Source organism: Ancylothrix sp. D3o, assembly GCF_025370775.1.
GTDB lineage: Bacteria > Cyanobacteriota > Cyanobacteriia > Cyanobacteriales > Oscillatoriaceae > Ancylothrix.
In genome coordinates, this window is sequence record NZ_JAMXEX010000010.1 from 76,632 (window position 1) to 103,612 (window position 26,981).

Sequence of the window (26,981 nt, forward strand, 5' to 3'; positions counted from 1 at the left end):
AAAAACTCCCAGATAGACTGTTTTGGCAGAAATCGGAAAATAGGGAATATAAAAACCCCAAGCCTGTAATGACGCAAATTCAGGTTTTTAAAAACTCCCAGATAGACTTTTTGGCAGGAATTGGAAAAAGGGATTATAAGCAAAAAAACCGGCACCGCATCAACCTACAAACCTTCTTTTTTCTCCCCATCAGGTTCTAAACCTAACAGCAACTTTTCAACTCGTGCTTGAATGCGACTGTGTTTTTCCACCCCTTCATAGGCATAACGATTATAACCATTTTGCTGAATCAAACCGGCCAAATAACTAATCCTTTCCGGTGTAGCGGGGTGAGAAGACAACAAACTCAGACTTTCCCCATCCCCTTTTTGCTCATTCAAAGTCACCATCAAATTATATAACCCATCCGAAGCATAACCCGCCGCCACTAGAATTCTCGTCCCCAAAATATCCGCTTGACGTTCTTGATCACGACTATAATCTAACATCACCAAATCAGTCAGCGGCCCACCCAAAGGAATATACTGGGCAATACTAGCCAATAAACTGCCATCTGTCACCCGTTGGAAACCATGCGATAACACAGCATGAGAAATTTCATGTGCCAACAAACCGGCTAATTCTGCTTCCGAATTCGTATGTTTAATCGCACCGGCATTAACAAAAACCTTCCCCCCTGGTAAAGCAAAAGCATTAAGACTTTTATCATTCACCACATAAAACTGATATTCAAAATCTCTACCGCTTAACTTAGCTAACTTCTGCCCCAACTCATTCACATAAGCATTCACCTCCTTATCATCAACCATCTCCATTTGTTGCTTAGCAGAACCGGCAATTCTTTCGCCTAAAGAAGATTCACCTTCCAGCAACAAAGCCGTTGTTTGTACCGCAGAAAGAGCACCGAAAGGATTGCCGGTAAGCGCAACATTCAAAGCCCCAAACAAACCATTAGCAATAGCATTGCCGGTTAATTGTTCCCGTAAAGAAGACTGAAACCGGCCCATATTTTCATCAGCAAGAACAGCAAACTCAGCCGCCTGGGGATGATTAGAATTTAAAACAGCAAATTGACGCGCCGCCACCGAAGCTTCCAACCATTTTTGATTTTGAGAAAGCGCATTAACCTTAGCCTTCAACAAATCAGGTTGATCGGGATATAAAACACTAGCCTTTTCTAAAACCGTCAGCGGATCATCATAACCGCCATAATAATTCAACGATTCAGCATATAAAATAATTCCGGGGATAAATTGCGGATATCTATCCACCAACATTTGTAGGGAAACCATAACTTTAGTCGCCAATTTTTGCTCAAAACCATCTTTAGCTTCCCGCCAATAAACCCTACCATCTGGCGGTAATAACTCTGGATCTGTGATGGCTTCGATCCTCGGAGTTGAAGAGGCTTCTATTTCAGCAGAAAAAGGCTTTTTAGCACTGCGATAAAGTTGTTCGGCGGCTTGTTTATCCCCAGAAAGGAAGAGTCTGTCAGCCTCAATAAGTTGCTGTAACCGGCTTTTTTGTGCTGTGGGAGTTTGAAGAGTAGCCGGTGGATTTTCGGGAGGAGAAACTTGAGCAAAAACAGCCTCCACCGGCACAACTGCCAAATTCAAAACAATCAGCAAAGAATTCCAGAGTCGTTTCATACTTTCCGACCAAGATATTTTGCTTATAGTTTAGAAAAAATTGTAGCGTTTGGTGAATTCCCCCGAAAACGGTTAGAGCCTAGCGGAAAGTGGCTAGGCTCATTTGAGAATCAGAGACAGATTGTGCAAAAAACTAAACCAAAGAAGACGGATAAATTGAGTGTAAACAGTCAACAACTAGGGTGAACAAGTTATCGGGGACTTTAGACAGGGGACATCGGGCCTAGCCCCACAAACGAGAAGCTTTTTTCATTGACTCCTTTATTGTGCAACAACTTTGTTTGACACTCTTTTGATGTCCTATTTGTAAGTTAGCATAGGCTTTTCTGATTGGGGGTATAAGTTTACCAAAATTTACAATTATTTTTTTTGAGCAACCGGCCTGAAGAAAAAAAAGATACCCTATTTGGGTATCCAAAAAAGCCGGTTAATCAGAAGCAGAATCATCAGAAAGCGGGGAATCTTGAGGAAAATGGAGAACAGGGAGACGTTCGCCGCGAAAAACCTCTTCCGAAGCCTCACCAAGATCGCGTAAAAAACCACCCATAGCCTTAACACCCCACAAACCAACAATCAAAGGCATAGTTGCCAAACTCAACAACACCGAAGCCGGTACATCTTCAACAATAGGAATAGAACCACTGGAGGGGGGCGTGTCAAATGGCTGACTTTTTGATACGGTTTGGCTAGAGAATAGCATCATGGACTCCTGTAAAAATAATTGTGCGGATTTGGCTGAAAAAGTAATAAACTTTATCATCCATAACTATGACAAAACCGAGAGCCGGTGTGCTATTTCTAACCCAGAGCAGAACAACCCACCTTTAAAACCAGGCTGATGCTGAAACTCGATCTTGCTGTCCGGCCAGTCAACCGGCCAAGCCTAGCAGAATGGGCAACCACCACCCTCGCCATGCCAGAAGCGAGGGTGCAAGTAAGACTGCGCGGGAATAACCTCTACCTGTTGTGTGAAGGTTCCCCCTGCCCAGACGTAACAGTGACCGTGACTAGGTTCGCCCGGTCGCTGGCAAATCAACCTATCGAAAACCTCAGCCCACCAAATCAGCCAAAAATCTATCAAGTTTTTTTATCGGGGAGAGAAACCGGCCATAACCGACCCGACTGGACAGTGAGACTTGATCCAGCCCAACTTGAGCGCTATTTGGAACCAGAAAAACCGGCCCCGCCAGCCCAACAAGCAAACGAGCCGGTCAAGAGTAGGGAAACAAAGAAACAAACGGCAGAGAAAAAGATTGCACCAGCCGCCGAGTTTGAAGCCCTAAGAAGCCCGCAAAGCCAGGCAAACCAACGCGAAGCAAGACTGGGAAACCCAGACGCCATAGCCCGATATGTTAGCGAGAGCCTGAGTTCGCTGGGAGTAGGCATTAAAGTAGCAGTCAAAGACATAAACCCCCAGACGGTTGGCAAAGACAGCCCCATAGTCAGCAAAAAGCGATTGTGGGTATGGGCAGAATCCGCCTATAGCCCCGATCCTTCCTTACTAGGCGAACCAATCACCCAAAGGCTAAGAAAATTACTCGAAAACCGTCAAGGAGTCTGCCTCGAAGGATTCCGCGATGCCGTGATTTTAGGCCAAGTCAGCGGCGAAAATCGTCCAGAATGGATTTTGCGAGTAGACTTGACACCGCCAGAGCAAATCCTCAAAGCTTGGGGAGCATGGGGAGATATCCAAGCGATTGCCTTGCTGCTGGAGCGAATGTTGGCGGATCTCGGTGTGACGGTGCGGGCGGCGATTAAAGAATCAACCCTACACCTGTTTTGCAGTTACCCCACCGAAACCGGCTTTCGAGAAGCGTTGGCTGACGGAACACTCGTAGCAACCGGCCAGAGCAGCATTGATTCGGTGCCGGAAAAACAAGCCTGTGTGGCGGCGATTAAACCGTTATTAGAGGAACTTTCCCCCCAAGGTATCCATGCGGCAACGATTTATGGAGTCACGCCACAACAAGAAACTGAGGAAGAAGGCTCCGCAGACGCCGTATCCGCGCCCCGCTGGGTTGATTGGGTAAAGCTACCGGCAAGCCAACACCCAGCTTTATCAGAATCGGCCTTAGAGTTAGGTAAACGCGGAGATATTGAGGCGTTAACGTTTTTACTGGATCGGCTGATTCACCCGCAAATCAAGGCAAAACTAGCCACCGGCGGCGCGAATGTTTCAATTTTGCAAAAAGGCAACTTGCTGCACGTTATTACAGATGCGCCGATACCACCGCCCCAAATTCGCGTAGGCCCACCGGTGGTCAAGTTCTTGCGGCAATTGCAAATTCCGGGGATAGAAGGGGTACGGGTTTATGGCCGCAGGGCCGGTACCAAACAACCTCTCTGGCGTTATGGTGCTGACTTTGCCGGTCGTCTCGCCACTATCCCAGAACCGGCCCCAGAATTCGCCCCTACCGAACGCGAACTCACCGATTATCTGCCTCAACCAGGCGATCTTGTCCGCCATCCCGACATTAAGCCAAAAGAATCTACAGAGACACCGGGTTTAACTCGCCGCCTGGGAGAGGGTATTGGTTGGGGTTTGCAGCAAGTTTTAGTCGGTTCACAATTGTTTGCACCAAAAAATCAATTAGCGGCTCAAGCTACTCCCCATGGGATGTGGATTGCGATTATTTGGGGGACGTTGGGATTATTAATTACTGTTCAATCTGACTGGTTGCTGGGGCATTTCCTCAAAACTGCTAATATTCCTCGACCGGCTGCGGGTTTGCGGGCCGGTAATAGCGGTGGAGGTCAAGATGGTATAGCCGACCAACCGAATGCGCTTTTGCCTTTTAACCCCAGGCCGGCAAATGTGGCTCTGCAATTGCCGGAAGTCTCTCTGCAACGGGCCCCCTCTGGCGAAGGTGATGTTTTTAACTCTTCTGGGTTTACTCAGGGCGGAACAGATATCACATTTTCAGGAAAATGTCAAGTTTCTGAGGGACAAGTTGATCCAGAAAAGTGCATTTTAGACCCAAACTCTCTGCCGAGTTTTAATAGCCGACAACTCGATGAACAGATTTTACGCTATCAGCAATATCTGGCAGAAAATGGCACTCCTGATATTTTGGTGGTGGGTAGTTCTAGGGCTTTACGGGGGATTGATCCAGCAACCTTAGAAACGGCCTTAAAACAACAAGGTTTTGCCAATTTAAAGATATTTAATTTTGGAATTAATGGGGCAACCGCTCAAGTTGTCGATGGTTTGATTCGCCAAATTTTAAAACCTTCTCAATTGCCGCGTTTAATTATTTGGGCAGATGGGGCTAGGGCGTTTAATAGTGGTCGGGTTGATGTTACTTATAATGGGCTGACGGTTTCGGAAGGTTTTAAGCAATTGGCGGCTGGGAAATATCCTATTAAGAGTCCAGCAGGTAATGATGTTGTTACAGAAAATGCAGGGAACGTACCAGGAGGTGTGGTGGAAGACTTACAAAAGTCGTGGGTATCTAGTTATCAAGAAATTAGCGAATCTTTGAATGGAAAATTGGCTTCAATTTCGGCGAGTTATCCTCAACGGGATTTACTGCAAACGGTGTTAACTCAACAGTGGGCAAATGCTCTTAATTTGGGGACGGGACTAACAACGAAGTTTTCTAAAACTGCACCCAATCAGCAGACAGAAGCGACGGCTGATGTTGCTCCTGTGGGTACGAGTGATGCTAATGGGTTTTTGCGGTTGGCGGTGCGTTTTAATCCCGCTAGTTATTATCAGAAACATCCGAGGGTTTCGGGAAGTTATGATGGAGATTATGAGTCTTTTCAATTGATTGGCCGGCAAAGTGCGGCGTTTAAGAATTTAAGGGAGTATGCGAATGCAAATAACATCAGTTTGGTGTTTGTTAATATGCCTTTGACGGAGGATTATTTGGATACGACTCGGAAAAATTATGAATCCCAGTTTCGCCAATATATGCAAAATTTGGCGGCGGAACAAAGCTTTGTGTTTAGGGATTTGTCTTTGTTGTGGCCTTTACAAAATGAGTATTTTTCCGACCCTAGCCATTTAAACCGTTATGGGGCGTTTGAGGTGTCACAACGGTTGGCTAAAGATCCGCTGATTCCTTGGCCTTCTTCTGAAAAGAAGTCTGAAGGGTTGCCGGTTTCTTTAACTGGTAATTAAGGCGGTTAAAATAAATAAATTCTTGGTTTGTAGTAGTGCTTTAGCTCTAAAACGCTACTAGGAACCAAGAGCGCCAAAATGCTACTAAGAACCAAGAGCGCCATCATTGCAATTACTTAACCCCTATGGATTTTCTTTCAATTTCTTACGCCATATTTTTGCTGACTTTTCTCGGTGTTTATTGGACGGCTGGGGTAACTCAGTTTCGTTATTGGTTGATTTTGTTGGCGAGTTTGGTTTTCTATGCGGCGTTTTTAACCGAAGCTTCGCCTGATGCAATTACTTCGCAATTAAGGTATATTCCCCTGCTTTTGGTGGTGGTTTTTATTAATTTTCAGTTGGGGCGAGAGTTGGGGGCAAAACCGCGTCAGCAAAGAAAATCTAAGGATTTAAAAGATTCGGAAAACCCGGAAAAACCGATTTATCCATCTTGTCCGATTGATCTAGCACCATCGGGCGATTCGGGGGCGATTTTATCGGAAGATTTAGAGTTAGCTCAGGCCAGTTGGAACCCTCGCCGGTTGGCGGTTTTGTGGTTTGGAATTGTTTTTAATGTGGCTTTGCTGGTGGGGTTTAAGTATGTGGGGTTTTTGTTGGATACTGTGGGGCAATTGTTTAATTTAGTGCCGGTTGAGGAAAATGCAAGTTGGTTTAGGGCTAATGTTTTTGCTCCTTTGGGGATAAGTTTTTTCTGTTTTGAGTGTGTGGCTTATTTGATTGATGTTTATCGGGGGGCACCGGCAAGTCAGCATTTTATTGATTTTGCAGCGTATAAGTTCTTTTTTCCAAAGTTGCTTTCGGGGCCCATTACGCGGTATCACACTTTTATTAATCAGTTAAAGTCTTTGCAATTGCCAATGGCAGAAGAGGTGACGGATGGGCTTTGGTTAATTGCTTGTGGGGCGGTAAAAAAGGGTTTAATTGCGGATCGTTTGGGGATTTTGGTTGATTTGAGTTTCAGCAATTTACAACGGGCTGGAAGTGGCGATATTTGGCTGGCAACAATTGCTTATGGGTTGCAGTTATTTTTAGATTTTAGTGGTTATGTTGATATTGCGCGGGGTAGTGCAATGTTGATGGGGTTGAAGTTACCAGAAAATTTTGATTTCCCTTATTTCACGACGAGTATTGCGGATTTTTGGCGCCGGTGGCATATTACTTTAGGTGATTGGTTGCGGAATTATCTTTATTTTCCTTTGGGGGGTTCTCGCAAGGGTTTAGAACGCACTTGTTTGAATTTATTAATTATTATGTTAATTGCCGGAATTTGGCATGGTGCGGCTTGGGGTTTTGTGGTTTGGGGATTAATTCATGGGGTGGGTTTGGTAATTCACCGGCTGACTGAGGCGGTTTCTAGTCGGGTTCCAATTTTTAAAAGTTGGTGGCAAAGTTTACCGGGTATTTTGATGGCTTGGTTGTTGACTCAAGGGTTGGTTTTTGGGTCTTGGATTTGGTTTAGATTGCCTAATTTGAAAGATTCAAGTTGGGCTATTCTGCATTTTTTAAATCATCGGGGTGATGCTCAGTTTACTCAAAAGGTTTATTTTGATACGTTTGGTTTAGACCGGCTTCAAATTTCGATGATTTTAGCGAGTATTGCGGCGGCGATGACGATTTCTTTTGTGATTAATCGGGGGTTAAAGTTAGAGTTAAATTGGCCGTTGAAGATGTTGTTAGTGCCGGTTTGTTTCTTTGTGGTTTGGTTGTTGGCGCCTCAAGGTACGCCGGCTTTTATTTATTTTGATTTTTAGTTATTTGTCGTTTTTAGGGGGCCGGCCTCTACATTTTTATTGGGGTAATTTTTTACAGATAATTTATTCATGTTTTGTGCCATCTGGCATGATCGCGCCGGTGAGTTTTGCGTTTTTGAGGATGGCTGGATTTACTCTGATGTTGAAGGCGCCGGGTAAGCTTCTTTTGTAGATCCCTTCTGTATCTGGACAATGGAGTTTTGCGCCCATTAAATTTGCACCCGCTAGGTTTGCGTCAGTTAGGTTTGCACCCTCTAGGTTTGCACCCTCTAGGTTTGCATTGGTCAGATTTGCATTGGTGAGATTTGCATTCTTAAAACTTGCCTTACTTAAGTTTGCACCATGTAAGTTTGCCGTAGTTAAATTAGCCCTATCCAAGTTAACGCCACATAGAATAGCCTTTTCAAGGTTCGCATTAGGGGCAATCAAATATGCACCTGCTTTAACGGGATCAAAATTGATAGGAAATCGAGCCTCGCTATCATATAAAGTACCTTCTAGGATTGCATTTTCCAGGTTAGCACCGTAAAGGTCAACGCCATTACCTCTTAAATCTGCTCTGGTTAAATTGGCACCACTTAAGTTAGCGTTTCTGAGATTGGCTGAGGTTAAATCTGCGGCTATGAGTCTTGCTTTACTCAAATTAGCATTATTCAAAGTTGCTCGAATAAGTTTAGCTTCAGATAATTCTGCCTCGCTGAGATTGGCTGAAATCAAAATCGCCTCTTGCAGATTCGCTTTCAATAAATCTGCTTGGCTTAATTTTGCGCTACGCATATCTGCTTGCATTAGATTCACTTCCCTTAAATTTGCCCTTTTAAAATTAGCATAAGCGAGTTGAGCTAGGCATAAGTTGGCTTGATAAAGGTCGGCATTTTCCAAAATACCTCCCTCTAGCTTAATCATTTGTAAGTGAGCCTTAGATAAGTAACAATTCGTCAAGTTTGCTTGAGTCAAATTTTGGTTTACCAAATTAATATTTATTAAGTTAGCTCCTGAAAGATTCGCTTTACTTAAGTTGCATTCCTGATTTATCGTTAAATTTTTTCCACTTAAGTTGACACCCGCTAAGTTAATGCCTTTAAAATTGCGTTTTCCTTCCTTATACTTTTTTAAAAATTCTTCACAAATGACAAATTGTTCCTGATTTTCCTCTCGTATTTCTTCAATTCTTTCTGCTACCTTACCAGATTCTTGAGGAAATTCGCCCTCAATAATGTTTTGATTGAGATACCCTTCAACCCGATTATTAAATTGCCTTAAAATTTGCTCTTCCTCAACTTTTACTCCTTCCAAAAACCCCAAATCACCGCCATTCGCCAAAGACTGACGCCCATCGCCGCTGTTTTTTAAATAATGGATAATTTTGGCAAAATCAGCTTTCAAAGCATCTAACTCGTTTTGCAAATTAGCGGGCAATTTAGCAGAAGAAATCGTGTTAAATTTTTCTGCGAGAACATCTAAGCGAAATTCAATATCGGCCACATATTTTTTAATGGCGATTTGCTGAGTTTCCAAGTGCAAAACCCGTGAGGCTAAAGATGCGAATTCCCGTTCTAAGTCTGACATATAGCAAAAACCGGGTGCCGGCTGGAGTTATTTGATCGAATTTTATCACTTATCCCCACAAAAAATCATCCCTTCAAATAGCCACCGGCCCGAAGCTTTTTCTGTGTAAAAGCCGATTGAAAACCACCGGCATTAACTACATTTTTAAATCAAATAAGAACACCAATCACTCCAACTTCCCGCATACAATTTAGCATTCTTAACCCCCGCCATTTCCAGCGAAAGCAAATTAACACAAGCCGTCACCCCCGAACCACAATAAACCACAATTTCATCCGCGTTAATCGCCTTTTCCCACCGGCCTTTTTGCTCATCCACCGGCCTTACCATCCCCTCATTATTTGTCACCTCCTGCCAAGGAAAATTAACCGCCCCCGGAATATGCCCAGCCACCGGATCTATCGGTTCCGTTTCCCCTCGATAACGGGCCGGTTCCCGTGAATCAACCAACATAAAATTTGCCAAATATTTCTGCTTTTTCACATACTCAATATCCACAGCTTTATCCCCTTGCACTTGCGGAATAAAGACAGCCGGTTTTCGACTTGGCAACTCTGTTGTCACCGAATATCCCGCCGCCAACCAACCCGAAAAACCACCATCCAAAACCGCCACTTTCTCATGTCCTAAATAACGCAACAACCACCACAAACGCGACGCAAAAGCAAAGCGAGACGAATCATAAGCAACCACCAAAGTATCCCCATCAATTCCCATAGAAGATAACTTTCCTCCCAATTTTTCCACATTGGGTAAAGGGTGACGTCCGCCATGTTTTTGTACTTGACTGGAAAGATCCTGATTTAAGCCTAAATAAAACGCCCCAGGAATATGATTAGCCTTATATTCATTTTCTCCCCATTGCGGATCATTTAGCGAAAACCGGCAATCAACAATTACCACCTTTGCATCATCCAAATGTTCAAACAACCACTGAGGAGAAATCACCAAATTAGTCATACTTCAAAAATTATTCATCGCAGATTAAAACAAATTTTACCTTGTTTAGCCTGCAATCGACAGCACCACCTTTAAAATTTTTCCACTTTTCTAGCTATCTTCTCATCCTCCAATATCTTTAACCTTCACCCCCCCAGCTTTTTGGGCATAAATTAAATTTTGCTCATACTCCTTAACTTTCGTTTGCGCCACCTTATATTGAGGACTTTCAACCGGCACCGCTTGCATTAACTTAATCGCATCTTGCCACTGACGAGAAACGCCTTTCCACTCATCCTCAGTTTTTGCCAGTTTAGCTAAATTAGCCGCCGTTGTTGCTCGATAAACCGCTTGCTGAAAAGGATCAATTTGCAGCGAAACTTGCGGCGCTTCGATTTTAATTTTAGAAGGCTTTCCCGGCAAAGGAGGCGCATAAGGCACCGGCAGCGGCGCTTCCGAAATAATCGGATTTTTAGCAAAAGTTGTATAAGTTGGCTTTGATGTCAAAATTTCAGGCGTTTGGGGACAAAAAAAAGTAGTAGAAACAAACCAGGGAAAACTTACAGGAAAACCCGAAATAACTTCCATCCCCATCGGATCAAAACCTTTAGTAATTTGTGTCAGTTGGGTAGAGCTATAACTTCTCAAAATTCCCAAAATAATAATTAAAGGAATAAAAGCTTTTTGGAAAAATAACCAAATAAATTGACGCCACCTAAAAGCTGGTGGGCTTGGAATTAGTTTTTCAGCCTTGGAAGAAGTGGCCTCTAATTCAGGCTCAGTTACACTGTCAGCAACTTTTTCCTTTTCTTGATGCTGAGAATAAAGTCTTTTCTGTTCAGTCACACCCCCCGCAATTAAAAACTGTTTTACTAAAAACTCAATTTGGTAAAAACCGGCAGCCACTCCTACCCAAAACAACCCAATTAAAACAACTTTTATTTCCAACCAACTCGGCTCCCAAAGCCAGCTTAAATTAAGATTAAAAAGCTGCAAAATTATTTCTATAAAAGCCGTAACTATCAAACTAGAAATAAGAAAAACCAACCAACTATATAAGCCTTCCCACCAACTAAGCAGACTGGGTAAAAGTCCTTGGTTTTGGGCCGGTGGAATTTTTTTAAAAAAGCCCTTTAAAAATAACTGAAAAATTTCCTGTCCAAAAGCTATCACGGGAATTGGAAAAAGCAAGGCCAAGATCATTAAAACCGTCAATAACTCTGGATTATCCGAGAAACTTTTGAAACCTTGGTAATTGAGACTAGCTATTATGCCGATAGAATAGAAAACTGCGGTTAGCAATACACATAAACCCGCAGATTTTAGCCAAGAACTAGGATAGGGAAACCATACCGGCCACAAAAACGTTTTTGCGATTCCTTGGTTTGTCAATTGCCTCATAGGATTAAATTATGATAATCTCGGCTTAGCCTTCAGTAAAAAACAAATCAATTAAATGCTTGCCCGGACAAGCAAAATGAGCTTTTTGAGTAAAAAGTATCATCTTAATACAGAAACTAACACTTATTTTCCGCCTCCCAACCCAAAACTAAAATGCAGCCCACCGGCAATTTTACCCCCCAACAAACAGCAGACGGCTCCTTTACTTTTTTTTCACAAGAATTTGGCGAAAGCTTCCATTCACATTATGGAGCCAAGCAAGAAGCAGAATTGAAATTTGTCGAGCCGACTCAACTGAGGCAAAGAGCCCAACAATCGGCCCTTTATTTACTCGACATTTGTTATGGATTAGGGTACAACACAGCCGCCGCTTTAGAGACAATTTGGAAAACAAACCCCAACTGCCGAGTAGAATGGGTGGGTTTAGAATTAGAGCCAAGCGTACCAGCAAGCGCCCTAGCGCACAACCTCCTCAATGGGTGGGCATCGCCAATTCCCGAACTTTTAGCTGAATTAGCCACCGAGCAAAAATTAGACACACCAAAAATCAAAGCCAACTTGCTCTTAGGCGACGCCAGACAAAGCATCCAGCAAGTGCAAAAAACAGGATTTAAAGCCGATGCTATCTTTCTTGATCCATTTTCGCCGCCCCATTGCCCGCAATTGTGGACAGTAGAATTTTTAACCCTTGTAGCCGGTTGTCTGAAACCCGACGGTTTGCTGGCCACCTACTCCTCCTCAGCCGCCGCACGCAACGCCATGAAAGCAGCCGGTTTAAACATTGGTTCTACCCCCCCAGTGGGCCGGCGTTCTCCGGGTACCGTCGCTTGTAAAGAAACATTACAAAACGGCAACAACATCTATGTAAATTCACTGAAACTTTCCGCCCAAGAAAGCGAGCATTTACGCACCCGCGCCGCCATTCCCTACCGTGACCCCCACCTACGAGACAATGCTCAAGAGATTATTCTACGGAGAAAACTTGAACAGCAGACATCTCAGCTTGAGCCAACTCAAGCATGGAAAAAGCGGTGGGTAACAGCAAGAGATTCCCCTACGGGAAACGTAACATAACTTTAAAAAATACCCCGACTAGATAAAACACCTGTAACAATAAAATAAAGAAGCGAGTAAGCAAAAAATTTCCCCCTTTGATGCTGGCTTTTTCAAACACCCAAACACCAAGGCTCAAAACAGTCAATCGAGCCTTTTAGCATCTCCGTAGAATAACTGATTTACCAGCAAGGTAAATCAAAGATAATCTCAAGGTAGTAAAAGCCCACTTAGGACTCGCAAAAGTTAAACATTCCGTCTTTAACTATCAAATTCTTTAAACTTTTCATTCACAAGGTGTTGCAGTGAGTTTCTTCGATACAGAATCCCCAAAAGTTCTGGTGGTAGACGACCACCCAGCCAGCCGGATGACCGCCGTTGCGCTGCTATCGGTAGAAGGCTACGAAGTCTTTGAAGCAGAAAGCGGGCCAGCCGCTCTTAAATGCGTCAGTCAAACAAATCCCGACTTAATTTTACTGGACGTAATGATGCCAGGAATGGACGGATTTGAGGTATGTCGTCGGCTCAAACATGACGAGCAGACACGACTAATCCCAGTCATATTCATTACAGCACTTAACGACAGGCGTTCGCGGATAAAAGGCATCGAAGCCGGTGGAGATGACTTTTTGACAAAACCTTTTGACCACCTCGAACTGGCGGCTCGTGTTAAGTCTTTAGTGGGGCAAAAACGCCTCAACGAAGACTTAGATCACGCCGAGCAAGTTTTATTTTCCATAGCCAGAGCCGTCGAAAGCCGTGATCCCAATACAGGCGATCATTGCGAACGCCTTATCGCCTTGGGCAAAGCCTTCGGAGCTTATCTCCAGCTATCACGCAGTGAATTGCGAGATTTAATGTGGGGAAGTTACCTACACGATATTGGCAAAATAGGCATTCCTGACGCCGTATTACTAAAACGTGGCCCCTTCACCGAACAAGAACGAGAAATTATGAACCAGCACGTTTTAATCGGCGAAAAAATTTGCTCACCTTTGCGGACAATGCGAGGAGTATTACCAATCATTCGCTACCATCACGAACGCTGGGATGGCACCGGCTACCCCGATGGTTTAGTCGGTGATGAAATTCCTTACATCGCCCAAGTATTTCAAATGATCGACATTTACGACGCCCTCACCAGCGAACGCCCCTATAAACGCGCCTTCACCCCAGAAGATGCCCTCAAAATTATGGCCGAGGAAACTAACAAAGGCTGGCGCAACCCCAAACTAATTACCCAATTTACAGAGTTTATCAGTCAAAACTATCTAAAAGCCTTGCCAACATCAGAAGAGCAAAATGCCTTCTTTTCCCCAGCCCTCGGTGCCGCTTCGTGTGAGAACAGCATGATCTCGCGGGCATCCTAAACAATCGGTGTATTTGTAAATTTCAACCCGCTATAAGGCATAAAAATTCTTGCTAAAAAAGCGCGGCTAAATCAACCTAAAAATTATCCTTACCTCGATGAAACAATAAAAAAAATCCTGCCAAATTTTACGCCCACGATGATTAATTGATCCCGCACCCTAAATAAAAATAGCTCAGCCCCACCGGCAAAACTCGCCAAAAAAACGCATGGTAAACTGTACCATGTTTGTTTGAAATACACTCCACTCCCAAATACAGGCAATTAAGCGAATGGTAGCAGTAGCAATTTTAGCGGCTGGACGCGGTACGCGGATGAAATCAGACCTCCCCAAAGTCTTGCACTCCTTGGGAGGACGCACGCTTTTAGAGCGAGTTCTCAATAGTTGTTTATCCGTTGAACCGTCCCGTCACTTGGTGATTGTTGGGTATGGCGGCGAAAAAGTCAAACAATCTTTAAATTATTGGGCCGGCATCGAATTCGTCGAACAAACCGAACAAAAAGGCACCGGCCACGCCGTCCAGCAAATTATCCCCTATATGCAAGGTATGACGGGAGATCTACTCGTTTTAAACGGCGACGTCCCGCTACTGCGAAAAGAAACGATTAAAATGCTGCTGGAAACGCACAGAAATCACGGCAATGCAGCAACCTTACTAACAGCACAATTACCCGATCCCAAAGGCTACGGGCGCGTGTTTTGCGATAGTCAAAATCTCCTGAAAGAAATTGTTGAAGACCGCGACTGCTCACCGGCCCAAAAGCAAAACCGCCGCATTAATGCCGGTGTTTATTGTTTCCGTTGGTCTGCCTTAGCTGAAGTTTTACCAAAACTTTCGGCCAACAATGACCAAAACGAATATTACCTCACCGATGCCGTCAACTATCTCGACCCAGTGCGGGTAGTCGATGTGGACGACTATCAGGAAATTCTCGGAGTCAATGACCGCAAACAGCTTGCCACCGCTTATAAAATTTTACAAACCAGAATTAAAGATGATTGGATGGCTGCCGGTGTCACCCTCATTGACCCCGATAGCCTGACAATTGATGATACCGTACAACTACACCCAGATGTTGTCATAGAACCGCAAACTCACTTACGCGGAAACACTGTGATCGGTGCCGGTTGTCGCATTGGCCCCGGTAGTTTGATTGAAAATAGCGAAATTGGCGAGAATGTTAACGTTTTGTATTCAGTTATTACTGATAGCAAAGTTTCGTCTGACACTCGAATTGGCCCCTATGCTCACCTACGCGGTCATGTAGATGTGGGTGCCGGTTGTCGCATTGGTAACTTTGTTGAAATAAAAAATACAAAGTTAGGCGAAAAAACAAATGTCGCTCACTTATCTTATTTAGGTGATGCGAGTTTAGGAAATCGGGTTAATGTTGGGGCCGGCACTATCACCGCTAATTACGACGGCGTAAATAAACATCCCACCCACATCGGATCTAACAGCAAAATTGGCTCCAACAGCGTCTTAGTTGCGCCTGTAACTTTGGGGGAACAAGTCACAGTTGCAGCCGGTTCTGTTGTCACTGAAGATGTTCCTAATGATAGTTTAGTTGTAGCTCGTTCTCGTCAAGTTGTCAAAGAAGGTTGGCGGATGAAATCTTGATTTAAAGCTACTTATCAAAGGTAATTGGTTTAATCCAATTACCGGCCCTCCCTTTATTCCCCACTCCCTATATGGAAGAACTTATACAAATACGCCAATTTATCCAGCAAGGCAAACTAAATGAAGCCTTACAAATTGTCGATGAATTAGAAGAAATGAGTCTCAGTGATAAAATTAACAAAATTGATAGCTATGGTGTAATTCTTCTGATTCACTTAATTAAGCAAAATGCAGAAAAACGCTCAACTCGCTCTTGGGAAATTTCCATTCAAAACTCTGTCCGAGAGATAAACAAAATTAATAAACGCAAAAAAACCGAGGGTTATTATCTTACTAACGAAGAACTTCTCCAAATTTTAGAAGAAGGCTATCCAATCGCCATCAAACGCGCTGCATTAGAAGCATTTGAAGGAAGATATGAAGCAGAAGAACTAGCCACAATGGTCAACCGGCCAGCAATTTTATCGCAAGCCATCGAACTTTTTAAAATATAAAAAAAAACCCGTTTTCTTTAAAGAATCGGGCTTTTAACTCAAAATTTTAACAATTCAACAGCGTACTAAAAACTAATTACCGGCAACCCGTAATCACCCCATCCGGCAATTCCAAAGTATCGCCCATTTCCGAGCCGGTGTGATAAGCAGCCAATAAAACCTCACTGGTTTTTCCCCAACCAATTGTCCCCGAATTATCCAGAGCAATTGCACCAAAATCGCGGTTATTGTTGCCGGCTTCCGTAAAAGAACGTTCCATAGCTTCCGCTAAAGATAAACCATCCCCCACACGAATTACAATACGCGGAGCCAAACATTCATCAATAATATGCTCACCGATGCCGGTGCAACTCACCCCCGCTTTTGCTGAAGCATAATTACCGGCCGGCATTGCCGAATCACTCACGCGACCAATTCTTTCAAAACCCTTACCGCCGGTGGAAGTTCCTGCACAAATTCGACCTTCGCTATCCAAAGCTACCACACCAATTGTACCCGTGCCGGCCGGTTCTGCGACAACATTAGCCATCTCGCGGCTAAAATTATGATTACGTTCATCAATCCACTCTTTGAGACGTTGTTCAGTCAGAGGATCATAAACCGGCACACTCAACTCTCGCAACAACTCAGCCGAACCAAAATCCGACAAAACCCGATCCGGCGAAGACTGTAAAAACTCCGCCAAAAGAATAGGATTTTGAACCCGCGAAACATTAATTACACCGCTGAATTGTTGAGCAAAACCATCCATCAGCGAAGCACTCATACGGATATGACCATCCGATTGTAAAACCGAACCGGTGCCGGCATTAAAACGCGGATCATCCTCAAGTAACTGAGCACCTTTTACCACCGCATCTTTAGCAGAAGCACCAGAACAAAGCAAAGCATAAACTTCTTCAACGACCTTAAAAAGAGACTTCCGCACAGCATCTTTACCACCCTTAAGAGAACTGCCGGCGCCGCCATGAATAATTAATTTAGGTTGTACCATCTTGAGTGAGAAAAAAATTAAGAGGATTTTGACTTAACGACCGTCGGAATTATCCGGCACAGCATTTGACCGGCGCCTCCGACATCGTTCTGAGCAATATTTCACATCATCCCAGCAATCGGCCCACTTTTTTCGCCAAGTAAAAGGACGCTGACAAACGGGACAAACTTTTGAGGGTAAATCAGACTTATTTCTCATTGGTTAGCAGTCAACTCTCAGGAGTCTTGACTCAATTCTCATTGCTCAAGAGTCAATTGTCAATGATCATTTGTTATTTTGTCCTTGACAAAAAATAGATAATCTGGTAAAGAAAAATAACTCTTGAAATGACAATCAAGAGCCTTCCAGCCAGGGCAAGCACAGCCACCGTTTCCCTAGGGGAGGCTATGCCGGTGAGGGTTTTGGAGAGAATTGCCTCGACAAATAACTTATGACAAATAACTTATGACAAAAATGCTATCAAACTTAAGGATTGTGTTAGTTGAACCGGCCGGCCCCTTGAACGTGGGTTCAGTAGCGCGAGTGATGAAAAATATGGGGCTAAAAAAACTGGTAATCGTGAATCCGCAATGTGATGTACTCTCAGAAGAAGCGCGAAAAATGGCCGTCCATGCAGCCGATATTTTAGAAGCCGCAACCCAAGTCGATAACATACCGGCAGCCTTAGCAGGGTGTGAAAGAGCCGCCGCCACCACATCCCGCGAACGGGGAACCGCAACGGCGCTGTCATATCCCCAAGAGTGTTTGCCTTGGCTGCTAGAAGCCCCCTCCGCCTTAATCTTTGGCCCCGAAGACAGAGGACTAAGTAACGATGAACTGAAATATGCTCAGCGGTTTATCCGCATTCCCTCATCAGAGATTTACCCGTCGCTGAATTTGGCCCAAGCGGTAGGAATTTGCTGTTATGAACTGTATCAACTAGCCCGTGAAACAACAGAAAAAACAGCGGCATCAGAACCAAGCCAAGCCGCACCTATCGAAGAAATGGAAGGTTATTATCAACACTTAGAGAAAGTCTTACTCAAAATTGGCTATTTTTATCCGCACACAGCCGCGAGTCGGATGGAAAAATTTCGGATTTTATTGAATCGAGCCATGCCCAGGGAAGCTGAAATTGCCATGCTGCGAGGGATTCTGCGACAAATGGAGTGGGCGCTAAAGGTGACGGGGGTGGAGGATGGCACCGCTAGGGGGTCGGTTCCCCATCAAGAACCGTGAAAAATCTTTTGGGTTGTTTGCCTGAGTCCAGACTTGACAAAACACGAATCACACAGGACAAATAACTAGGGATGACTCGCGGCTTTAGTCGTGAAGGGGACAAATTTTTCCCGAAATTCTCGTTTTAAGTAGTGCCATTAAGTTGTTGATTTTATACAAAAGGAGTCGAGTGTGGCTCATAAAAAACCGAAAAGGTCTTTTTTGTCGGCAGTGCCCGGAGATGCTGACGCCAGCGGACAATCGTTACCGGCTTCTGGAGAGATACCCGTGTCTGGGGTGACGGAAATGCCAAAATCTAAACAAACTCCGAAAAAACCGGGATCTCGCCGCCGAGAGGCTTCTCGCAAGAAAAGTTCTGAGCCAACACCGGCGTCCCGACAATCGAGAGAAAAAAACTCTACCGCTTTTGAAACTGCTAGCGCTAACGCGCCGCTTCCGCTAACGGAAAAGGGAAATAATCGCCGCCGGCAGCCGGTGGAGTCAAAACCGCCGGGAAATCGGGTGCAGTTGCCTATTGAGACGACTTCACAGAAACCGTTTGTGGGCCGGGGTGCTGCTGAAGAGCGCAGACGGTCGGAGCGTGATTTGTCGTTATTGACAGCAGATCCGGGGCTACGGGCTGATCCAAGCGGGAAGTTAACGGTAGAGCGAACTCTTAAACCGGTTTCTTCATTCCGGGGCCGGCGGCCAAGTGAGGGGGGTGCAGGCTCGTCTGTGGAGGAGAACCGGCCAAAAACACGCTCGCGCAGTCCGCAAAAATCAGTGCCGAAAAACGCCCAAAAACGCTCAACATCGCCGCTGATTTATGGGGCGCGGTTGCTGATTTTGGGGGTGGGAATTGGGGTGATGGCGGGGACGTTTTTATCAATGTTTGACCCAGCTAGTCAATATCCAGCCCAAACAACTGAGCAGGCGAGTGCCGGTCAGACTCAGCAAACAAGCGTTAAAAGCGGTGAACAGTTCGCCGTCGCCAGCGAGTTACCGGCTTTGGAAATGAAGCAGGAAATAACGGCGTTGAAAACCGAGTTACAAAATTTAGCCCAACAACAGACAGACTTGGTGGCTGGGGCTTTGTTTGTTGATGTGGATAGTGGCGAGTATGTGAATTTAAACGGCAACATGGCATTTTCGGCAGCTAGTACAATTAAGGTACCGATTTTGGTGGCATTTTTTCAAGATGTGGATGCCGGCAAAATTGAGCTTAATGAGAAGCTAACGATGCGCCCCGATTTAATTGCCAAAGAGGCCGGTGATATGCAATATAAACCACCAGGAACGAAATTTTCGGCGTTGGAGGTGGCAACGCAGATGATTGTTATTAGCGATAATACGGCAACGAATATGTTGATCGACCGCTTAGGGGGCGCAGAAGCGCTTAATCAGCGTTTCCAGTCTTGGGGGTTGAGTTCAACGATGATTCGGAATGTTTTACCAGATTTGGAGGGAACAAATACAACCAGCGCTGAGGATATGGTGAAATTGATGGGGTTGGTGACGCAAGGCAAGTTGATGTCTTTGCGCTCTCGTGACCGCTTGTTAGAAATTATGCGCCGGACTGTAAATAATTCTCTGCTACCGCAAGGTTTGGGCGAGGGGGCGATTATTGCTCACAAAACCGGCGATATTGGTACCTTTGTGGGGGATGTTGGTATGATTGATATGCCTACTGGTAAGCGCTATTTGGCGGCTGTGATTGTCAAGGGGCCCCATAATGACCCCCGTTCTACGGAACTGATTCGCCAGTTTTCCCGCAAGGTTTATCAGTTTTTTAGTAAGTAAGTTGGGGCCGGCCCTTTAAACCAAAACGCACAATTTTTTCTTTGTTGTTACTGTTTTAGGGCCCGGCTATGGCGGATGTGGTCTTTTTACCCAACTTTGAAGCGGTAGCATGGCTTTTGCCATAGGTGTTTATCTGTCCTGACCTCATTTCCAACTTTTTGCTTTTTTTAAGCAAGCCAATGGTTTTTGGGCTGGAAATGGTAATTGCAGGGAACGATAGCAGTTTTTTGGGTACAAGTCAATAGCCTGTTTGACTTTGGGGGGGATTGGTGCAAGTTTTGCTTAAGGCTTGGTTATGGCGGTTTTGATTGGGGCTTTGGCGGCTTAGCTGCTTTGTTTGAGGGTGGGGATGTTGGCGGGTGGGGGGTAGAGTGGGGTGAATGTAAAATTTAAAGTTTAAAGTCTAATATCTAAAATCTAAAATGAAAAAGATTTTTTTTGTGGTTCTGATGTTTTTGCTTGTGGCTTGCAAGGATGAAGGCCCTTATCGTACTCCTATTCAATCACAATCTGTTCCCCAGGCAAAAGTAAGGCCGGTGAAGGCGGTTCAGTGTGCGGGGGATATGCCGGAAGTTCTTAAGGAGCAGTTTAAGGATTTTCGATTGGCCGAACCGTCCGATTTTGTGGTGGCTATTCGTGAGGCTGATTCGGAATTAAAAGAGAATTTGACTTGTAGTATTTTTACGGCGGATTTTAATCAGGATGATAGGTTAGATTATGCGCTGTTATTGGTGAATCAAAGTTCTAAAGAATTTCGGTTTGAGATGTTGATTAATCGCGGAAATGGCGAGTTTGGAAGGACGGCGGTGAGAAGTTTTAAGCCGCCGGTGGATTCTCAGGAGGCAATTGTTTATACGGCGATGTTGTTTAAGCCGGAGGGGGTGGCCGGTGTGGCTGAGCGCGATAATTTTCCTCTGAAAGTTGGGACGGAAGAACGACGAATTTTTGAGTCTAAGCCGGCTATTGAGTTATGGCGTGCTTTGGATACTGATGTGGATGGTTTGCCTAAAAGTTTGGAGGTGAGTACGTTGGCTTATTGTTCTGATTTGTTTTATTTTGATGACAAGGGGATGTTGAAGCAATTAACGGTTTGTGATTAGGGATGGTTTTTTAACCGCAGATTAACGCAGATTAACGCAGATGAATGCTGATGTGTTGAGGGTTTTTGGCAGGGTTTGGGGGTGTTTGCATTAATCGGGTTTGGTGGCATACTGTTTTGGAGAGTTTTATTGTTTTGGGGAGGAGTGTTTTGTTGAATCGTTTTGTTTTTCCTTTGGTTGCTATTGTGGGTTTTAATCCGGTTGGGGTTTTTGCCCAATCTGTTACACCTCCTAGTACGTCGGCTCCTCCTGCGGTGACTAAGGTTTTACCTTCTTCTATGGCGGGGGTGGTTTTGTTTAATACGAGTAAAGAGAATTGGGGTAAGTTTAATCGGTTTAATCCGTTTCCTTTTGATATTTCTGGGCCGGGTTTTTTGCCGTTTTTGCCGAGTGGAATTGATTATCAAACAAATGTGCAACCTTGGATCGCTGATTGGGCGGCGGTGGGTGTTTTTGTGCCGCAACCGGCAGCGGATGGGATGTTTGGTGAACTGTGGGATAGTGCGGTGATGGTTATGCCGGTGCGCGATCAAGCCGGTGCGAATAATTTTGTGGCAAAAGTGAGAGAAGTTCAGCCCCAAACTCCAATTGAGAGGGTATATAAAGGGGTACAAGTTATTGAGTGGGAGGAAAAAGTAATTCCTCTGGAAGAATACCCTGATCCGATGCCGCCAAGTGAAGAAGAACCGCAAGCTTTTGCGCCTATTTCTCGGTTTTTACCCCGTTTTTTTGGGTTTACTTCAAATCAGAATCAAAGAAAATTAGCTCAAGAAAATAGCCCGCCGGCAGAACCGGCACCGGAAATTGAACCTTCGATGCCTCCAGATCCAGAAAGTGAGGAGACGTTTCCAGATATTGAGTTAACAGTGACTCAGCCGGGTTATGCTATTGCTTTGTTACCGGGATATGTGGTGACGGCAAATAAGGCTAAGGTTTTGGAGCAATTAATTGATAGTCAAGCGGGTATTTCTTCGGTGGCAAATGATGCGAGTTTTCAGCGGACTTTGAAACATCCAAAATTTGGGGAGTCTGTGCTGGTTGGTTATAGTAATGTGGCGGAAGCGGTTAAAGTGGTGCCGGTGATGCCTTCTCAGTCTTTGCCTTCTTGGATTAAGTTAGGGCCGGCTGAAATGCCAGCAGAAGAAATGCCGGCAGAAATTTCTCCAAAACAAGAAAAACCAGGGGAAATGCCAGCAGAAAAAATGCCGACAGAAGAATTCCCCCCAGAAGAAATTCCCGCCGAAGAATTACCTCCAGAAGAAATTCCGGCAGAAGAATTCCCCCCAGAAAATGTGCCGTCATTTAGCGAAGTTTTTAACCGAGTTCTGCAAGAGCTTGGCAAAGAATATGACAGTATTGATGCTTTGGGTTGGATAGATGAGCAGGGGGTTCGCAGTCAATCGAATGCTTATTTTAATAAACTGCAACCTGAATTAGCAACGCAAGCAAGCCCGGATGATAATAAGGTTTTGACGAGATTGCCGGGGGCTACTTATATCTCGACAAATAGCAGAAATTTGAAACGTCAGTGGGATTTGGTTGTGCAGCGGAGTGGGGAAGAAGGAAAGCCTTTTTTTGATGCAATGCGTCAAGGGGTTTTGAATAACACCGGCCTCGATTTAGATAAAGATATTTTCGGTTGGATGGATCGAGAATATGCGCTGTTGTTGTTTCCTTCGGAAGGGGGTTTATTGCCGACTATTTTTGAACCATTAAAGATTGGCTTGTCTTTTATGGTGCAAACGAGTGATCGGGCTACGGCAGAAAAAACGATAGCGAGATTGGAAGAAGTTTTGAGAACTTCGAGTAATGACTTTTTCACTAAAAACACCCGGACTGTGGGTAATGAAACCGTAGTTAGTTGGGAAGGAATTCACCCAGAAAAAGGCAATCAAAGTGTTTTATCTTATCGTTGGACAGAGGATAATACGCTGATTATTACAACAGGAACTAGCCCAATGGCAAGGCTGACTCCGACTCCTAACCCTTCGTTAGCAAATACTTATCTTTTCCAAACGGCAACAAATAGTTTTCAGCGTCCAAATTCTGGGTATTATTTTATTAATTGGGGTGCGGCGCTGTCGTTTGCTTATACGTTGATTCCTCCAGTGTATTTGGAGTCGGAGTTTGCGAGTATAGGGAAGCAGGCGTTGGGAAGTATTCGCAGTTTAAGTGGTTCTTGGTTGACAACGCCAGAAAAGGAGCAGTCTGATTTTATGATTATGATTGCGCCGGCAAGAAAGTAGTTTTGGCTGTGCCCACCGGCTTAAATGGGTGGGCATAGCTACAGGAGAAAAATTGAATTTATGCTGAATGAAATTAAAAATTTAACGTTAACTCTTGCGCCGCGTTTGATTGAAATTCGCCGGCATTTACACGCCCATCCAGAGTTAAGCGGACAGGAATACCAGACTGCTGCTTATGTGGCGGGGGTGTTATCTTCCTGTGGAATTCATGTTAAAGAGTCGGTGGGAAAAACCGGCGTTGTGGGAGAATTAATTGGCGGTGGAAAGGATGAGCGGTTGTTGGCAATTCGCACGGATATGGATGCTTTGCCAATTGTTGAAAGGACGGGGTTAGAGTTTGCTTCGCGTAAGGATGGGGTGATGCACGCTTGTGGGCATGATGTGCATACAACTGTCGGGTTGGGAACGGCGATGGTGTTGGCTTCTTTGGGGCAAAAATTACCGGGAAATGTGCGTTTTTTGTTTCAACCGGCTGAGGAAATTGCACAGGGTGCTGAGTGGATGGTTAAGGATGGGGTGATGGAGAATGTGAATAGTATTTTGAGTGTTCATGTTTTCCCAACAATTGAGGCCGGTTGTGTGGGAATTCGGCATGGGGCGCTAACAGCAGCGGCGGATGATATTGAGATAATAATTATTGGGGAGTCGGGGCACGGGGCGCGCCCCCATGAGGCGGTTGATGCAATTTGGATTGCCTCACAAGTGATAACGATGTTACAGCAGGCGATTAGTCGCACACAAAATCCTTTGAGGCCGGTGGTTCTCACTATTGGTCAGATAATGGGGGGAAGAGCGCCAAATGTGATAGCTGACAATGTGAGAATGTTGGGTACTGTGAGATCGCTGCATCCTGAGACAAGTGAGCAGTTACCTGGATGGATTGAGAAGATTGTGGCGAATGTTTGTAGTGCTTATGGGGCGCGGTATCAGTTGAATTATAAACGAGGGGTTCCTTCGGTGCAAAATGATGCTTTTTTGACGCAGTTGGTGGAGTCGGCGGCGGTGGAAGCTTGGGGAAATGAAGGGGTAACAATTTTACCGGAACCGTCGTTAGGGGCTGAGGATTTTTCGGTTTATTTAAAAGAGGCGCCAGGGATGATGTTTCGCTTGGGAGTAGGGTTTAAGGATAAGCGAAATTATCCGCTTCATCATCCTAAGTTTGAGGTGGATGAGCAGGCGATTGTGACGGGGGTTGTAACAATGGCTTATGCTGTTTATAAGTATTGGAATTAGTTGTTTTTTATGAGGGCGGGCAATTGCAGGCGGGATGTCTGCGCTACTGTTAAGGGTTAAATTTTAACCGCAGATAAACGCAGATGGACGCAGATAAGAAAAGGTTTTTTTACGCGACGGATGCTAACGGATGTGATATTAGGGGTTTTTGGCACCGGCAAATATTTTCGCGGCGCTAGGAGAAGCAATAAAACGCCAGTGCCAAGGTTCATAACTAATACCTTGGGGGTTATTTTCAGGAAAAGACAACTCAAACCCATATTCCTTAGCGTGTTTATTCAACCAGCGAAAGGCGTTTGTATTAGCAAACTCATAGGTAATATCTTGTTTAGGAAAATTGCCATCTGCTAAGTCTATTGCGTAGCCGGTGTGATGTTCACTATAACCGGCTGGGGCGCTTAATTTTGCTGCTTCTTCTGGGGAACCTCTGCGCTGTATTTGTGCTTGAAATAATGTTTCTTGATAGGCAATGGTGCGAAATCCTGAAACGGGTACTATCCAGACTCCTTCATCTCTGGCTGCATAAATCATTTTCATCAGGGCTAAGGCGGCTTCTGTGTGCATTTTTTCAAAGCGTTGATATTGTTTTTGGGCGTAGCTGCTGATGATTATTAGGTTATTTTGGTTGGCTTCTGGATAGGGAAAATGTCCGTATTTTGGTTCGGTTTGTGGGGGGAGAGTTTCTGGGGGGTTTGGGGGTTGTATGGCGGTTGGTGGTGGCGGTGGGGGTAGGGGGTTGGTGTTGGGTTTTAAAAAGTGGCTGGCGGCGTAAAGGTTGAGGGTGATTCCAACTACTATTAAGAGGCCGGCTAGGATAAAAGGCCAGCGTTGTTTAAGGTTTTTTAGGATGTTCATACCAGAACGGATTTTGATGGTTTTTTTTAACCGCAGATGAACGCTGATGAACGCTGATGGGTTATTTTTTTTACTGGATAGGGTGTTATTGGTTTATAACTTCTCGGTTGGCTATTTTCCAGGTTCCGTTTTCTCGAAAGAAGCTAAAGCGATAGGCATTGGAATTTTGTTTTGAGTTGTCGAAATTACCATTAACGTAGAGGGTAAGTTCTTCGGTAATTATGATTTCTATTTCGGCTGTGGTTTCTGTGGCGTTAAAGTAGCCGGTGGGGTTGGCGTTTTGTCTACCATAGCGGTAGTAGGCGTTCCTTTGTTGCAGCCAATCGATTGTGCCGTCTGGCCCAAGGATGTCTTGATAGGCTCTGCCGGTGACTAATGTGGCGGCTAGTTGCCGGTTATATGGTGGGGCAAATATTTGGCTTTTTGCTTGTAAGTATTGGTTGATTAAATTGAGGGCTTGTTGTTGGGTTAGGGGGGTTAAATTTGGGGTTGTGGGTGTGCTTTGTGAGGGAGTTTGAATTTGGTTAACTGTTGAGGAGTTGTTGGGGGATTTGTTTGTAGCAAATATGGCGACTATTCCTATTAAGGTGAGTGATGTTCCGATGGCAAATGCTATTAGGGGGGTTTTATCTTTTTGGGGTTGTGTTGTGAGTGGAGGGGATATAACGGTTGGGGTGAGGTAGGGTGAGGGGGGTGGTAGGGGTGCGGGTGCCGGTGGGATGATTGTGGGGGCGGTGTTGAGGGCTTGGCGGACTGCTTCGGCGCTGTTGTAACGTTCCCAGGGGTTGAGTGAGAGCATTTTGTTTAAGACTTGTGTGAGTTGGTCGCTTACCAGTTTCCAGGTTTCCCAGTCCCAGGTTTGGGTTTGCGGTTGGTATAGCACTTGTAGGGGTTTGCCGGTGAGGAGTGTTACTATAGTTATTGCTAAGCTGTATAGGTCATTTTCGATGGTGATATCTCCTTGGGGGGGTGGCGGTGGTGGGGGAATTTGTAGGTTTCTGACTTGATTTATTAGGGGAGTTTCTGGGGTTTCTATTCCTAGCTGTGTGAGGAGGTTTTGGAGGGTTCCAAAGTTGGTTAAAACCGGCCTATTGTCGAAATTTTTTAAGAGGATAGTGTTAGGGGAAATATTTCCATGAGCGATATTTTGGCTGTGAATGTAGGTGAAAATTGGTAAAATTTCGTTGAATAATTGAATGGCTGCTTGTTCAGATATGGGGGGGTGGTTGTAATTTTGATAGGTTTGTCCGGGGATATGGGGTAAGATGAGAAATAGCCGGTCTTCTTGCCAAAGGTAATCTTTTAAGGCTTGAATTTGTGGGTTTTGCAGGTTTTTTAGGTGGTTTAATTCTGTTTGAAAGCGGTTTTGGGCTGCCGGTATTGCATCTGGGTTTCTGGCAATATATTCTTTGATCTGATAATTTTCGCTGTGGTTTAAATCTGTGGCTAGGTAAATTCTCTCAAAATTGCTTTCTTTGAGAAGCTGTTGTATTTGATAGTTTTCGTGAAAAATTGAATTTATTTCAAGGGGGCTAGACATAGGTATTTCCGTTAGATTTTATTTTTGCTTGGTAGTTTAGCAC

Annotated in this window: 20 protein-coding genes; 11 read left to right on the forward strand and 9 right to left on the reverse strand. The window is 44.7% G+C overall.

Translation table 11 applies throughout. From position 1 onward, the window contains the following. Positions 1–164: 164 nt before the first annotated feature. Together NG798_RS17140 and NG798_RS17145 are read right to left on the reverse strand one after the other, a co-directional pair. On the reverse strand, positions 165–1,649 hold the full coding sequence (locus NG798_RS17140) for a M48 family metallopeptidase (RefSeq protein WP_261224909.1): 1,485 nt from the start codon (positions 1,647–1,649) through the stop codon (positions 165–167). 427 nt (positions 1,650–2,076) lie between these two features. Next, complete coding sequence (locus tag NG798_RS17145; protein ID WP_261224910.1) at positions 2,077–2,352, reverse strand: hypothetical protein; 276 nt, start codon at positions 2,350–2,352, stop codon at positions 2,077–2,079. A 135-nt stretch (positions 2,353–2,487) separates the two neighbouring features. Between NG798_RS17145 and NG798_RS17150 the strand changes: the two genes are divergently transcribed. Further along, complete coding sequence (locus NG798_RS17150; RefSeq protein WP_261224911.1) at positions 2,488–5,775, forward strand: DUF1574 domain-containing protein; 3,288 nt, start codon at positions 2,488–2,490, stop codon at positions 5,773–5,775. A gap of 125 nt (positions 5,776–5,900) precedes the next feature. Beyond that, positions 5,901–7,526 (forward strand): MBOAT family protein, encoded by a 1,626-nt coding sequence (locus NG798_RS17155; protein ID WP_261224912.1) that lies wholly within the window; start codon positions 5,901–5,903, stop codon positions 7,524–7,526. 63 nt (positions 7,527–7,589) lie between these two features. Here NG798_RS17155 and NG798_RS17160 read toward each other — a convergent pair whose 3' ends face one another. From NG798_RS17160 to NG798_RS17170, 3 genes are all read right to left on the reverse strand, one after another. After that, positions 7,590–9,095, reverse strand: a complete 1,506-nt coding sequence (locus NG798_RS17160) for a pentapeptide repeat-containing protein (protein ID WP_261224913.1) — start codon at positions 9,093–9,095, stop codon at positions 7,590–7,592. A gap of 144 nt (positions 9,096–9,239) precedes the next feature. After that, positions 9,240–10,055 carry a sulfurtransferase gene (locus NG798_RS17165; RefSeq protein WP_261224914.1) on the reverse strand — a complete coding sequence of 272 codons (816 nt, stop codon included), beginning with the start codon at positions 10,053–10,055 and terminating at the stop codon, positions 9,240–9,242. Positions 10,056–10,157: 102 nt separating this feature from the next. Then, complete coding sequence (locus NG798_RS17170; protein WP_261224915.1) at positions 10,158–11,426, reverse strand: hypothetical protein; 1,269 nt, start codon at positions 11,424–11,426, stop codon at positions 10,158–10,160. Positions 11,427–11,588: 162 nt separating this feature from the next. Here NG798_RS17170 and NG798_RS17175 point away from each other — a divergent pair, with 162 nt between their 5' ends. From NG798_RS17175 to NG798_RS17190, 4 genes are all read left to right on the forward strand, one after another. Beyond that, positions 11,589–12,509, forward strand: a complete 921-nt coding sequence (locus NG798_RS17175) for a tRNA (5-methylaminomethyl-2-thiouridine)(34)-methyltransferase MnmD (protein ID WP_261224916.1) — start codon at positions 11,589–11,591, stop codon at positions 12,507–12,509. Between the two features lie 284 nt (positions 12,510–12,793). Next, positions 12,794–13,858 (forward strand): two-component system response regulator, encoded by a 1,065-nt coding sequence (locus NG798_RS17180; RefSeq protein WP_261224917.1) that lies wholly within the window; start codon positions 12,794–12,796, stop codon positions 13,856–13,858. A gap of 271 nt (positions 13,859–14,129) precedes the next feature. Continuing rightward, positions 14,130–15,479 carry a bifunctional UDP-N-acetylglucosamine diphosphorylase/glucosamine-1-phosphate N-acetyltransferase GlmU gene (glmU, locus tag NG798_RS17185; protein WP_261224918.1) on the forward strand — a complete coding sequence of 450 codons (1,350 nt, stop codon included), beginning with the start codon at positions 14,130–14,132 and terminating at the stop codon, positions 15,477–15,479. 71 nt (positions 15,480–15,550) lie between these two features. Next, positions 15,551–15,973, forward strand: a complete 423-nt coding sequence (locus NG798_RS17190) for a DUF29 domain-containing protein (RefSeq protein WP_261224919.1) — start codon at positions 15,551–15,553, stop codon at positions 15,971–15,973. 76 nt (positions 15,974–16,049) lie between these two features. On the opposite strand, the gene NG798_RS17195 is transcribed toward NG798_RS17190, so the two are convergent. Both NG798_RS17195 and NG798_RS17200 read right to left on the reverse strand, forming a co-directional pair. Beyond that, positions 16,050–16,967, reverse strand: coding sequence for an isoaspartyl peptidase/L-asparaginase (locus NG798_RS17195; protein ID WP_261224920.1), 918 nt, complete (start codon positions 16,965–16,967; stop codon positions 16,050–16,052). A 33-nt stretch (positions 16,968–17,000) separates the two neighbouring features. Next, a complete protein-coding gene (locus NG798_RS17200) occupies positions 17,001–17,165 on the reverse strand; it encodes a DUF2256 domain-containing protein (RefSeq protein WP_261224921.1) in 165 nt (54 codons plus the stop codon). A 246-nt stretch (positions 17,166–17,411) separates the two neighbouring features. Between NG798_RS17200 and NG798_RS17205 the strand changes: the two genes are divergently transcribed. The 5 genes from NG798_RS17205 to NG798_RS17225 all read left to right on the forward strand — a co-directional run bounded on the left by NG798_RS17205 (position 17,412) and on the right by NG798_RS17225 (position 24,543). Next, positions 17,412–18,185 (forward strand): RNA methyltransferase, encoded by a 774-nt coding sequence (locus NG798_RS17205; RefSeq protein WP_261224922.1) that lies wholly within the window; start codon positions 17,412–17,414, stop codon positions 18,183–18,185. Between the two features lie 210 nt (positions 18,186–18,395). After that, positions 18,396–19,964, forward strand: coding sequence for a serine hydrolase (locus NG798_RS17210; RefSeq protein WP_261225039.1), 1,569 nt, complete (start codon positions 18,396–18,398; stop codon positions 19,962–19,964). A gap of 422 nt (positions 19,965–20,386) precedes the next feature. Then, positions 20,387–21,064, forward strand: a complete 678-nt coding sequence (locus tag NG798_RS17215; RefSeq protein ID WP_261224923.1) for a hypothetical protein — start codon at positions 20,387–20,389, stop codon at positions 21,062–21,064. A 152-nt stretch (positions 21,065–21,216) separates the two neighbouring features. Further along, positions 21,217–23,310 (forward strand): DUF3352 domain-containing protein, encoded by a 2,094-nt coding sequence (locus NG798_RS17220; protein ID WP_261224924.1) that lies wholly within the window; start codon positions 21,217–21,219, stop codon positions 23,308–23,310. Between the two features lie 60 nt (positions 23,311–23,370). Further along, positions 23,371–24,543 (forward strand): M20 family metallopeptidase, encoded by a 1,173-nt coding sequence (locus tag NG798_RS17225; RefSeq protein WP_261224925.1) that lies wholly within the window; start codon positions 23,371–23,373, stop codon positions 24,541–24,543. A gap of 138 nt (positions 24,544–24,681) precedes the next feature. On the opposite strand, the gene NG798_RS17230 is transcribed toward NG798_RS17225, so the two are convergent. Further along, positions 24,682–25,398, reverse strand: a complete 717-nt coding sequence (locus NG798_RS17230; protein WP_261224926.1) for a M15 family metallopeptidase — start codon at positions 25,396–25,398, stop codon at positions 24,682–24,684. A gap of 85 nt (positions 25,399–25,483) precedes the next feature. Further along, a complete protein-coding gene (locus NG798_RS17235; protein ID WP_261224927.1) occupies positions 25,484–26,938 on the reverse strand; it encodes an IMS domain-containing protein in 1,455 nt (484 codons plus the stop codon). Between the last annotated feature and the right edge of the window lie 43 nt (positions 26,939–26,981).

Bases quoted from the DNA above. Each gene is read 5' to 3' on its own strand.
- NG798_RS17140 (WP_261224909.1), bottom strand. From the start codon at position 1,649: ATGAAACGACTCTGGAATTCTTTGCTGATTGTTTTGAATTTGGCAGTT.
- NG798_RS17145 (WP_261224910.1), bottom strand. From the start codon at position 2,352: ATGATGCTATTCTCTAGCCAAACCGTATCAAAAAGTCAGCCATTTGAC.
- NG798_RS17150 (WP_261224911.1), top strand. From the start codon at position 2,488: ATGCTGAAACTCGATCTTGCTGTCCGGCCAGTCAACCGGCCAAGCCTA.
- NG798_RS17155 (WP_261224912.1), top strand. From the start codon at position 5,901: ATGGATTTTCTTTCAATTTCTTACGCCATATTTTTGCTGACTTTTCTC.
- NG798_RS17160 (WP_261224913.1), bottom strand. From the start codon at position 9,095: ATGTCAGACTTAGAACGGGAATTCGCATCTTTAGCCTCACGGGTTTTG.
- NG798_RS17165 (WP_261224914.1), bottom strand. From the start codon at position 10,055: ATGACTAATTTGGTGATTTCTCCTCAGTGGTTGTTTGAACATTTGGAT.
- NG798_RS17175 (WP_261224916.1), top strand. From the start codon at position 11,589: ATGCAGCCCACCGGCAATTTTACCCCCCAACAAACAGCAGACGGCTCC.
- glmU (WP_261224918.1), top strand. From the start codon at position 14,130: ATGGTAGCAGTAGCAATTTTAGCGGCTGGACGCGGTACGCGGATGAAA.
- NG798_RS17190 (WP_261224919.1), top strand. From the start codon at position 15,551: ATGGAAGAACTTATACAAATACGCCAATTTATCCAGCAAGGCAAACTA.
- NG798_RS17195 (WP_261224920.1), bottom strand. From the start codon at position 16,967: ATGGTACAACCTAAATTAATTATTCATGGCGGCGCCGGCAGTTCTCTT.
- NG798_RS17200 (WP_261224921.1), bottom strand. From the start codon at position 17,165: ATGAGAAATAAGTCTGATTTACCCTCAAAAGTTTGTCCCGTTTGTCAG.
- NG798_RS17205 (WP_261224922.1), top strand. From the start codon at position 17,412: ATGACAAAAATGCTATCAAACTTAAGGATTGTGTTAGTTGAACCGGCC.
- NG798_RS17215 (WP_261224923.1), top strand. From the start codon at position 20,387: ATGAAAAAGATTTTTTTTGTGGTTCTGATGTTTTTGCTTGTGGCTTGC.
- NG798_RS17225 (WP_261224925.1), top strand. From the start codon at position 23,371: ATGCTGAATGAAATTAAAAATTTAACGTTAACTCTTGCGCCGCGTTTG.
- NG798_RS17230 (WP_261224926.1), bottom strand. From the start codon at position 25,398: ATGAACATCCTAAAAAACCTTAAACAACGCTGGCCTTTTATCCTAGCC.
- NG798_RS17235 (WP_261224927.1), bottom strand. From the start codon at position 26,938: ATGTCTAGCCCCCTTGAAATAAATTCAATTTTTCACGAAAACTATCAA.